At 67.7% G+C, this 10,416-nt stretch carries 10 protein-coding genes; 6 read left to right on the top strand and 4 right to left on the bottom strand.

Going from position 1 to position 10,416, the window contains the following annotated elements:
• Positions 1-4 precede the first annotated feature (4 nt).
• Positions 5-1,048 (bottom strand): Fe(3+) ABC transporter substrate-binding protein, encoded by a 1,044-nt coding sequence (locus tag AC6LJ2_RS29320; RefSeq protein WP_263913483.1) that lies wholly within the window; start codon positions 1,046-1,048, stop codon positions 5-7.
• Between the two features lie 340 nt (positions 1,049-1,388).
• On the opposite strand from AC6LJ2_RS29320, the gene AC6LJ2_RS29325 reads away from it, so the two are divergent.
• The gene (locus tag AC6LJ2_RS29325) at positions 1,389-2,165 is read left to right on the top strand and encodes a ferredoxin--NADP reductase (RefSeq protein WP_263913482.1); all 777 of its coding nucleotides are present in this window, start codon (positions 1,389-1,391) and stop codon (positions 2,163-2,165) included.
• 91 nt (positions 2,166-2,256) lie between these two features.
• On the opposite strand, the gene AC6LJ2_RS29330 is transcribed toward AC6LJ2_RS29325, so the two are convergent.
• From AC6LJ2_RS29330 to AC6LJ2_RS29340, 3 genes are read right to left on the bottom strand one after another with little or no spacing between them, the layout of a single operon-like run.
• On the bottom strand, positions 2,257-3,219 hold the full coding sequence (locus AC6LJ2_RS29330; protein ID WP_263913481.1) for a Bug family tripartite tricarboxylate transporter substrate binding protein: 963 nt from the start codon (positions 3,217-3,219) through the stop codon (positions 2,257-2,259).
• Between the two features lie 45 nt (positions 3,220-3,264).
• Complete coding sequence (locus AC6LJ2_RS29335) at positions 3,265-3,699, bottom strand: AtuA-related protein (RefSeq protein ID WP_263913480.1); 435 nt, start codon at positions 3,697-3,699, stop codon at positions 3,265-3,267.
• On the bottom strand, positions 3,696-5,054 hold the full coding sequence (locus AC6LJ2_RS29340; RefSeq protein WP_498152712.1) for an acyclic terpene utilization AtuA family protein: 1,359 nt from the start codon (positions 5,052-5,054) through the stop codon (positions 3,696-3,698). The genes AC6LJ2_RS29335 and AC6LJ2_RS29340 overlap by 4 nt, the downstream gene beginning before the upstream one ends.
• A gap of 123 nt (positions 5,055-5,177) precedes the next feature.
• Between AC6LJ2_RS29340 and AC6LJ2_RS29345 the strand changes: the two genes are divergently transcribed.
• From AC6LJ2_RS29345 to AC6LJ2_RS29365, 5 genes are all read left to right on the top strand, one after another.
• Entirely contained in the window at positions 5,178-6,086 is a 909-nt protein-coding gene (locus AC6LJ2_RS29345; RefSeq protein WP_498152713.1) for a LysR family transcriptional regulator, read from the top strand.
• An 88-nt stretch (positions 6,087-6,174) separates the two neighbouring features.
• On the top strand, positions 6,175-6,561 hold the full coding sequence (locus AC6LJ2_RS29350) for a Rid family detoxifying hydrolase (RefSeq protein ID WP_263913477.1): 387 nt from the start codon (positions 6,175-6,177) through the stop codon (positions 6,559-6,561).
• A gap of 39 nt (positions 6,562-6,600) precedes the next feature.
• Positions 6,601-8,691, top strand: a complete 2,091-nt coding sequence (gene recG / locus AC6LJ2_RS29355; protein ID WP_498152714.1) for an ATP-dependent DNA helicase RecG — start codon at positions 6,601-6,603, stop codon at positions 8,689-8,691.
• Positions 8,692-8,771: 80 nt separating this feature from the next.
• Positions 8,772-9,722, top strand: a complete 951-nt coding sequence (locus tag AC6LJ2_RS29360) for a LysR substrate-binding domain-containing protein (RefSeq protein ID WP_175193514.1) — start codon at positions 8,772-8,774, stop codon at positions 9,720-9,722.
• Between the two features lie 126 nt (positions 9,723-9,848).
• Positions 9,849-10,352 carry a Dps family protein gene (locus AC6LJ2_RS29365; protein ID WP_263913475.1) on the top strand — a complete coding sequence of 168 codons (504 nt, stop codon included), beginning with the start codon at positions 9,849-9,851 and terminating at the stop codon, positions 10,350-10,352.
• The last annotated feature ends 64 nt before the right edge of the window (positions 10,353-10,416 follow it).

Consider the following 10,416-nt stretch of genomic DNA (forward strand, 5'->3'; position numbering starts at 1 on the left):
CGTTTTAGTTGTCGAAACCGACCTTGTCCACCAGTTCGCTGGCTTGCTTGCGGAACTTGGCGATCTCGGTCAGGGGCAGGGGATCGACCTTCAGTTCGCCAAAGCTGGCGATCACGGGGTCGAGCTTGACGCCCTTGCGGACCGGGTATTCGTAGTTGGCCTGGGCGTACAGCGCCTGGGCGGGCTCGGACACCAGGAAGTCCAGCAGCTTGACGGCGTTGGCCTTGTTGGGCGCGTTGGCGGCCACGGCGGCGCCGCTGACGTTCACGTGGGTGCCGCCGCTCTTGCTGTTGGCGAAGGTCGGGCGGATCACCTTGATGGCGTCGCCCCACTTGCGGGCGTCGGTGCCGGCTTCGGCGTTCTTCATGTGGCCGACGTAGTAGGCATTGGCCAGGCCGATGTCGCAGATGCCGCCCAGGATGTCGCGCGCCACGTCGCGGTCGCCGCCGGCGGCCTTGCGGGCCAGGTTGGCCTTGACGCCGCGCAGCCATTTTTCGGTGGCTTCGGCGCCGTCATGGGCGATCATCGAAGCGACCATGGCGGTGTTGTAGGGGTGCTGGCCCGAACGGATGCAGACCTTGCCCTTCCATTTGGGATCGGCCAGGTCTTCGTAGCGGAAGCTGTCCAGCTTCAGGTCTTTTTCGACGTACAGCACGCGGTCGCGCAGCGACAGGGCGAACCACTTGCCGTCGGCGCCGCGCAGGTTGGCAGGAATGACCGATTCCAGCGTCTGCGACTTGATCGATTGCGTCACGCCGCCGTCGACCAGGTCGAGCAGGTTGCCGATGTCCACCGTCATCAGCACGTCGGCGGGCGACTTGGCGCCTTCGGCCTTGACGCGCTCGAGCAGGCCGTCTTTCACGAAGACGGTGTTGACCTTGATGCCGCTTTCCTTGGTGAAGGCGTCCAGCAGCGGCTGGATCAGCTTGGGTTCACGCGTGGTGTACAGGCTGACTTCCTCGGCGGCGTGGGCCGGGACGGCAAACGCGGCGGCACCGGCCAGGGCCAGGGTGCGCAGCAGCGTTTTCAATTGGGGACGCATAGACATGAAGGAACTCCGGCAAGGGATGCGGCGGTCAAAGCCAACGGATGGATGGCGTTGCCGCCTTGCAAAGCGGTCTGCTAACGAAAATGATTATCAAGTGAGAACGGGACAATAACAGGAAGTTTTAAGCCATTCAACTGTTCGTAAGCCGTGCAATCCCGCCCTTGATCCCCATCAATACGGCATAAGGGTATTACGGAATAATGAGAGCAATTATCATCGAGACCCTGTAGAATAGGGTCAACCCTAATACCGGCCGCGTCTTTTGTGCGGCGCGGTCTGACCTTGCGGTGCAAGTCCGGTTCGATGGCCTGCTCCTTGTTCCGCTCTTACTAGATACGACATGGCTGCTTTCAACACCGAGCGCGTGCTTAGCGTGCACCACTGGAACGACACCCTGTTTTCCTTTACCACGACGCGTGACGCGGCCTTGCGGTTCCACAACGGCCACTTCGTCATGATCGGCCTGGAAGTCGAAGGCAAGCCCCTGCTGCGGGCTTACAGCATCGCCAGCGCCAACTACGAAGAAAACCTCGAATTCCTCAGCATCAAGGTGCAGAACGGTCCGCTGACCTCGCGCCTGCAGCATCTGAAGGAAGGCGACACCATCCTGGTCAGCCGCAAGCCGGTGGGCACGCTGGTGGTCGACGACCTCAAGCCGGGCAAGCACCTGTTCCTGTTCGGCACGGGCACCGGCCTGGCGCCTTTCATGAGCATCATCAAGGACCCGGACGTCTACGAACGCTTCGACAAGGTCATCCTGGTGCACGGCGTGCGTTGGGTCAGCGAGCTGGCCTACGCCGACTTCATCGAAAAGGAACTGCCCAACAACGAGTTCTTCGGCGACGTGGTGCGCGAGAAGCTGGTCTACTACCCGACCGTCACGCGCGAACCGTTCCGCAACCAGGGCCGCATTACCGAGCTGATGGAAAACGGCAAGCTGTGCGCCGACATCGGCATTCCCCCGATCAACCCCGAAACCGACCGCGCCATGATCTGCGGTAGCCCGCATATGCTGGCCGACATCAGCGCCATGCTGGACAAGCGCGGTTTCGTGGTGTCGCCGGGCGTGGGCCAGCCGGGCGACTACGTGGTGGAACGCGCCTTCGTCGACAAATAAGCCGCCGGCGGCGCCTGCCGCTCGCGTGAAAAAAAGCCCCGTCCTGCATTGCACGACGGGGCTTTTGATTTGGGGGCAGGGGCCTGCCGGCTCATTCCGGCTGGATGCCGGCCTTCTTGATGATGTCGCCCCACTTCTTCGATTCGGCCTGCTGGAACTGCGCCAGCTCGTCCGGCGTGGACGAGGCCGGGTCGGTGCCGGTCTGGGCATAGAACTGCCTGGCCGGCGCGCTCTGGGTGGCCTTGACCAGCAATTCGTTCAGGCGCTTGACCACGTCGGGCGGCGTGCCGGCCGGCGCATAGGCCGCGAACCAGTAGCCCATCTCGTAGCCCGGCACGCCGGATTCGGCGATGGTGGGCACGTCCGGCGCCAGCGGCGAACGCGTCAGGCCCGTGACGCCCAGCGCCCGCAGCTTGCCTGACTTGACCTGGGGCAGGCCGGTGGCGGTGTCGGTGATCATCATGTCGATCTGTCCGCCGAGCAGGTCGGTCACGGCCAGCGGGTTGCTCTTGTAGGGCACGTGCAGCAGTTGCACGCCCGCCATCTGCTGCAGCAGTTCGCCCGCGATGCGGCTGCTGGAACTGCCGCTGCCGAAACTCAGCTTGCCCGGCGACTGGCGCGCCTGCGCCAGGAAGTCGCCCACCGTCCTGGCGGGCGAGCCGGGGTTGACCACCATGATCTGGCCGCCCTTGCCCAACAGCGAGATCGGGGCGTAGTCCTTGACCGGGTGATACGTCAGCGTCTTGTACAGGTGTTCGTTGGCGGCATGGGTGGTGTTGGTGGTGATCAGCACCGTGTAGCCGTCGGGGGCGGCGCGGGCCGCGGTGGCTGCGCCGATCATGGCGCTGGCGCCGGGCTTGTTCTCGATGACCACCGCCTGGCCGGTCTGCTCGGTGACGCCCTGGCCGATGGCGCGGCCGATCTGGTCGGTGGCGCTGCCGGCGGCAAAGGGCACGATGAAGGTGATGGGCTTGGCCGGAAAGGTCTGGGCCATGGCGGTCAGCGGCAGGGCCGTCAGCAGCAGGGCCAGCCGGCTCTTGAGGGTAAAGCGCATGGTGTTGTCTCCTGGGTGTGTTTTTTTATCGGGGGGTCAAACGGGTCAGGCGGGGGCGGGGCGGTCGCCCGGAATGTCGGGCAGCCGGTCGGCCAGCGCGGGGCTGACCCGGACCGTCATGTCCAGCAGGCGGAAAGACAGGCTCTTGCCGTGGGCGTCCAGGTTCAGCGCGTCGTTGACGCCGCCGTCCAGCACGCCTTCCAGCACGAAGTTCATGGCGTGCAGGGTGGGCAAGAGGTAACGGGTGACGCGCACCGGGTGGCGGTAGGCGAACCAGGCGGCCACGCGGGCCTCGGTCACCTGCTCGGCCAGCACGGCGTAGCACTCGGGGTCCCAGGCGATGAGGCTCAGATTGGAGATGTCGCCTTTGTCGCCGGAACGGCTGTGGCCCAGGCGGTACAGGGATACGGCCACCCGGGGAACGGCCACGGGGGAGTCGGCTTGGGGCGCAGCCGCCCCGGATGCGGTGGCAGGGTTCATTGTGCGATCTCTTCCAGGAAGCGCCAGCCGCTGTGCACGGCGTCACGGGGGATGGTGCAGGACACCATGTTCAGGCGCGGACGCAGCGCGGTGCGCACACCGCCGCCGCCGGCCGGGCCGCAGGTGTACAGCGCGGTGACTTCTCGCAGCACGCGTTCGGCCACCGCGCGGTCGGCGTGTTCGCCGGCCATGCGCAGGCGCACGTCGCGGCCGTGGCCGTCGGCTTGCGCGCCGCGTAATGTGCCGGCGTCGTCGTCCAGGATGCTGATGGCGCCGATCAGGTCGGCGCGCAGGCGCAGGGCCGAGCCCAGGCGTTTTTGCACGATGTCGGCAGCCAGCCGGGCGCGCGCTTCGGCCTGCACGCCGGCATACGAGATCTCGGCCTCGGCCAGCCAGCCGCCGTGATAGCAGACGTTGACTTTCAATTCGTCGGGCCGCGCATGGCCGGTGATGCCGCGCACGGCCACGCGGTCGCCGCCCAGGTCCTGCACCCGGGCCTCTGAAAGATCGGCCACGACGTCAGGCGTCAGGTAGCGCGCCGGGTCATGCACTTCGTACAGCAGTTGTTCCTTGACCGTGCGCGCGTCGACCGCGCCGCCGGTGGCATCCGCCTTGCCGATGACGAATTCGCCGTCGGCCTGGATCTCGGCGATGGGAAAGCCGGCCGCATGCACGTCCGGCACTTCTTTCAGGCCGGGCACGCAGAAGTAGCCGCCGGTGACCTGCAGGCCGCATTCCAGCATGTGGCCGGCCATGGTGGCGCGGCCCAGGCGCGGCCAATCGGCCAGGTCCCAACCGAAGTGCGCCAACGCCGGCCCCAGCGTCAACGACGGGTCGGCCACGCGGCCGGCCACGACAATCTGCGCGCCCGCGGCCAGGGCCTGCGCGATCTCGGTGGCGCCCAGATAGGCGGTGGCGCTGACCACGTCGACGCCGTCCAGCGCCGCACCCAGCCGCTGGCGCAGCAGGTCGCGCTGCGCGGGCGATTCCAGGGCGTCGCCGTGAATCACGGCGATACGCGGGGCGGGCAGGCCCTGGCGGGCGGCCAGTTCGGCGATGCGGCGGGCCGCGGCGACGGGATTGGCGGCCCCGAAGTTGCTGACGATGTTGATGCCATGGCGCAGGCAGTCGGCCAGCACGGGGGCGACCAGATCGTCCAGCAGCGGCTCGTAGCCGCGCTGCGGGTCCTGGTTGCGCGCCAGTTGGGCCAGCGCCAGCGTGCGCTCGGCCAGCGTTTCGAAGATCAGCGTGCCGCCGCCCCGGGCGGCCAGCGTGCGCACCACGGCGGCGGCGCCGTCGCTGCGGTCGCCGGAAAAGCCCGAAGCGCAGCCGATGAGCAGGGGAGTGGAAGGCATAAAGGGTCCAGGCTAGGCGCGGCGGGCAGCAAGCTCGGTGCGCAGGGAAAACCGGACCCCACTATAGGCAGCGCCCGCTCATCAGTAAAATAGAAATATCGGATCAATTCATAAAGAAAAGCCATGAATCTGTCTGCCCGCCAATTGCGCGCTTTCGTGGCCCTGGCCGACGAAAGGCACTTCACCCGCGCCGCCCAGCGCTGCCACCTCACGCAGCCGGCCTTCAGCGCCCTCATCCGGCAACTGGAAGACAGCGCCGGGCTGCGCCTGTTCGACCGCAACACCCGCAACGTGGAGCTGACCGCCGAAGGCCGGGTGCTGGACGCCTCGGCCCGGCGCCTGCTGGCGGACATGGACCTGGTGATGGAAGACCTGCGCGACCACGCCGCCCGGCGCCGAGGCCGGGTGGCGCTGGCCGCCTTGCCGTCGCTGGCGGCGGGCTGGCTGCCGCACCTGCTGGCCCGGTTTCGCGCGCAGCATCCCGGCATTGCGGTGGACCTGCGCGATGCCTTGCTCGACCCGTGCCTGGACATGGTGCGCGACGGCCAGGTGGATTTCGCCGTGGCCTCGCGGCGGCCGGACATGAGCGACCTGGACAGCGAATTCCTGCACGCCGACCGCTATTTCCTGGTGTGCCGCGCCGACCATCCGCTGGCCCAGGCGGCGCGGGTGCGGCTGCGCGACGTCGTCAAATTTCCGCTGATCCAGCTGGCGCGCAACAGCAGCGTGCGCAAGCACCTGGACGCCGCGTTCGGCCCGGACGCACCGCCGCCGCTGTTCGAGGTGGAGCACCTGGCCACCGTCACCGGGCTGGTCCGCGCCGGGCTGGGCGTGGCGGTGGTGCCGGCCATGACCCTGTTCCATTTCGGCGGGGCGGACCTGCGCATCGTGCCGCTGGCGGGCAAGGCGCTGCTGCGGCCGCTGTACCTGGTGTGGCGCCAGGGGCGCAGCCTGCCGTTGGCCGCACAGGCGCTGTACGACTTGCTTTGGGCCAGCCGCGCGGACATCGGCGGCGCCCCGAAGGTTGGGTAAGATGGAAGATTCCGGGGTTTCGCAAAACCCTATTGCCGATTAAAATCCGATAGCTGTAGTTTCTATCCGTCACCCGAGGATTCCGCCCATGAGCAAGCAAATCATCCATACCGACGCCGCGCCCGCCGCCGTCGGCCCTTACTCGCAAGCGGTTGCCACGACCGGCACCAAGACTGTGTACCTGTCCGGCCAGATCGGCCTTGAGCCCGGCACGGGCGACCTGGTTTCCGAGAACTTCGACGCCCAGGTGCGCCAGGCCTTCGCCAACATGGAAGCCGTGGTCGCGGCCGCCGGCGGCACGCTCAACGACGTGGTCAAGCTGACCCTGTTCCTGACCGACCTGGGCAAGTTCACCGCCGCCAACGCCATCATGGCCGAACTGATTCCGCAGCCGTTCCCGGCGCGTTCGACCGTCGGCGTGGCCAGCCTGCCCAAGGGCGCGCAGTTCGAAGTCGAAGCGATCCTGGTCCTGTAACGCCAGACCACGCGCGATTTGCCAGGGGTTTCATCCCATATGCCGGCCGCGGCCGTGGCAGCCAAGCGATCCGGCGCCGACCCCAAAGGCGCCGGCAAAGCCATGACGGATACGGAGCGCAAGCTGCGTAACCTGGGCCTGGTGCTGCCCGAGGACTTCGTGCTGCACCTGCCGCTGCGCTACGAGGACGAAACCCGCATCGTGCCGATCAGCGACCTGCGGCCGGGCTTTCCCGGCCAGGTCGAAGGCGAGATCACCAAATCCGAGGTCCTGTACCGGCCTCGGCGCCAGCTCACCGCCACCTTGGTGGACGACAGCGGCGAACTCCAATTGCGCTGGCTGAATTTCTACCCCAGCCAGCAAAAGCAGGTCAGCGTGGGCAAGCGGCTGCGCGCACGCGGCGAAGTCCGTGGCGGCCTGTTCGGGCGCCAGATGGTGCACCCGCGCATGACCAACGCCGATGCGCCGCTGCCCACGGCGCTCACCCCCGTCTATCCCACCACCGAAGGCCTGCCGCAACCGACGCTGCGGCGTGCCATTGCCCAGGCGCTGGACCGCGCCGATCTGTCCGACACGCTGCCGCCCGAAGCGCTGGCGCGTTACGACCTGCCGCCGTTCGAGCCGGCGATCCGCGCGTTGCACACGCCCGCGCAGGGCGAATCCGAATCCGCGCTGCTCGAACGCGTGCATCCGGCCTGGCGCCGCATCAAGTTCGACGAATTGCTGGCCCAGCAGCTGTCGCTGGCAGCGGCCCGGGCCGCGCGCCGCATCAAAGAGGCCGAGGCGCTGCCCGTGCGCAACGAAGCCGGCGGGCTGGTCGACCGGCTGTACCAGGCCCTGCCGTTCAAGCTGACCGGCGCGCAGCAGCGCGTGGTGGCCGAGATCTCGGCGGACCTGGCCAAGTCGTACCCCATGCACCGCCTGCTGCAAGGCGACGTCGGCAGCGGCAAGACCGTCGTGGCGGCGATTGCCGCGGCCCAGGCCATTGCCGGGGGCGCGCAGGTGGCGCTGATGGCGCCCACCGAAATCCTGGCCGAACAGCATTTCCGCAAGCTGGTGTCGTGGCTGCAGCCGCTGGGCGTGAACGTGGCCTGGCTGAGCGGCAGCCTGACCGCCAAGGCGCGCCGCGAGGCTGCCGCCGCGGCGGCCGACGGCAGCGTGCAGCTGGTGGTGGGCACCCAGGCCCTGATCCAGGACCACGTCGAATTCCACCGCCTGGGGCTGTCCATCGTCGATGAGCAGCACCGCTTTGGCGTGGGCCAGCGCCTGGCGCTGACCCGCAAGGGCGAAACCGTGCGCGGCCGCATCGTGCCGCACCAGCTCAACATGAGCGCCACGCCCATCCCGCGCACGCTGGCCATGACCTTCTTCGCCGATCTGGACGTCTCGGTCATCGATGAACTGCCGCCGGGCCGCACGCCGGTGCTGACCAAGCTGGTGTCCGAGGCGCGGCGCGAGGAAGTCATCGCGCACATTGCCCAGGCCGCGCGCGGCGGGCAGCAGGCCTATTGGGTCTGCCCGCTGGTCGAGGAAAGCGAAGCCCTCGAACTGCAGACCGCGGTGGACACCTACGAAGGCATGCGGGTCGACCTGCCGGACCTGCGCATCGGGCTGGTGCACGGCCGCCTGCCGCAGGCCGAAAAGGCGGCGGTGATGCAGGCCTTCCGCGAAGGCGACATCGACCTGCTGGTGGCCACCACTGTGATCGAGGTCGGGGTCGACGTGCCCAACGCTTCGCTGATGGTCATCGAACACGCCGAACGCTTCGGGCTGGCGCAGTTGCACCAGCTGCGCGGGCGGGTAGGGCGCGGCACGGCCGAATCGGTCTGCGTGCTGCTCTACCAGACGCCGCTGTCGCAGGTGGCGCGCGAACGGCTGCGCGCCATGTTCGAGACGTCCGACGGTTTTGAAATCGCGCGCCGCGACCTGGAACAGCGCGGCCCGGGCGAATTCCTGGGCACGCGCCAGTCGGGCATGGCGCTCTTGCGCTTTGCCGACCTGGAAACCGACGCCGCCATTGCCGAAGACGCGCGCGATGCCGCGGTCTGGCTGCGCGCCGAACACCCCGCTTCTGTCGAGGCGCACCTGGCCCGCTGGATGCGGGGCAGGGAAGACTTCCTGCGCACATGACGGCCGCAACCACCATGACCTTCCCATTTTCCAGCGCCGCCCGCCGGGCCGGCGCCCAACCCCTGGGGGCGTAGTCCACCATGACTCTGACCGAACTCAAATACATCGTCGCGGTGGCGCGCGAACGGCATTTCGGCCGGGCGGCCGAAGCCTGTTTCGTCAGCCAGCCCACGCTGTCGGTGGCGATTCGCAAGCTCGAGGACGAATTGGGCGTGACGCTGTTCGAACGCGGCGGCGCGGAAGTCGGCGTGACGCCCATCGGCCAGCGCATCGTGGCCCAGGCCCAGAAGGTGCTGGAAGAAAGCGCCAGCATCAAGGAAATCGCGCGCCAGGGGCATGACCCGCTTGCCGGGCCGCTGCGCGTGGGCGTGATCCATACCATCGGGCCGTACCTGCTGCCGCGCCTGGTGCCGGTGCAGATCGGCCGCACGCCGCAGATGCCGCTGCTGCTGCAGGAAAACTTCACCGTGCGCCTGGTCGAACTCTTGCGCCAGGGCGAGATCGACTGCGCCATCATGGCGTTGCCGCTGCCGGAAGCGGGGCTGGTGATGCAGCCGCTCTACGACGAGCCCTTCGTGGTGGCGGTGCCGCAGGACCACGAACTGGCGCAGCGCAAGGCCATCGATGCCCAGGACCTGAAGCAGCAGACCATGCTGCTGCTCGGCAGCGGCCATTGCTTTCGCGACCAGGTGCTGGAAGTGTGCCCCGAGCTGTCGCGTTTTTCGGCGGCCAGCGATGGCATCCAGCGCACCTTCGAAGGCTCGTCGCTCGAGACCATCCGCCACATGGTGGCGGCCGGCATCGGCGTGACGGTGCTGCCCGTGACCGCCGTGCCGCAGCCGCCGCCTTCGAACAGCCTGCTGCGCTACCTGCCGTTCGAAGGCCACGTGCCCGAGCGTCGCGTGGTGCTGGCCTGGCGCCGCAGCTTTCCGCGCCTGGCGGCGATCGAGGCGCTGGCCCAGGCGGTATACGAATGCGAACTGCCGGGCGTGCGGATGCTGTCCGACGAAACGGCCGCGGTGCAGGATTGATCCGGGCCGCGCTTGCGTTGCGTCAAGAGACCGCCAAGTCGTTGATTGGCATGCGTTTTTGCCGCGAAATTGCCGTATTCGCGGTGTTATCCTGATTTTGTCCACCAACCCCACAGGGAGCTAGCAATGGCAAAGACCTCCAAGAAGACCTCCACCTCCGTTCCGCGCATCGACATCGGCATCTCCGACAAGGACCGCGCCGCGGTGGCCGGCGAATTGTCCAAGCTGCTGGCCGATTCGTACACCCTGTACCTGATGACGCACAACTTCCACTGGAACGTCACGGGGCCCATGTTCAACACGCTGCACCTGATGTTCATGACCCAGTACACCGAAGAGTGGAATGCGCTGGACAGCATCGCCGAGCGCATCCGCGCTCTGGGCCACTACGCGCCGGGCACGTACCGCGAATATGCCAAGCTGTCGTCCATCGCCGAGCCGCAGTCCGTGCCGGAAGCCCTGGAAATGGTGCGCCTCCTGGTCAGCGCCAACGAGTCGGTCGCCAAGACCGCCCGTGCGGCCTTCGAGAAGGCCGACGCCGCCAACGACCAACCCACCGCCGACCTGCTGACGCAGCGCCTGGACGTGCACGAAAAGAACGCCTGGATGCTGCGCAGCCTGCTGCAGTAAACCCCCGTCGCGCCCCGAGCGGCGCGGCCACGAAAATGCCCCCGGCACCTTGCGGTGTCGGGGG

Source organism: Achromobacter sp. 1014246743 (assembly GCF_059760725.1).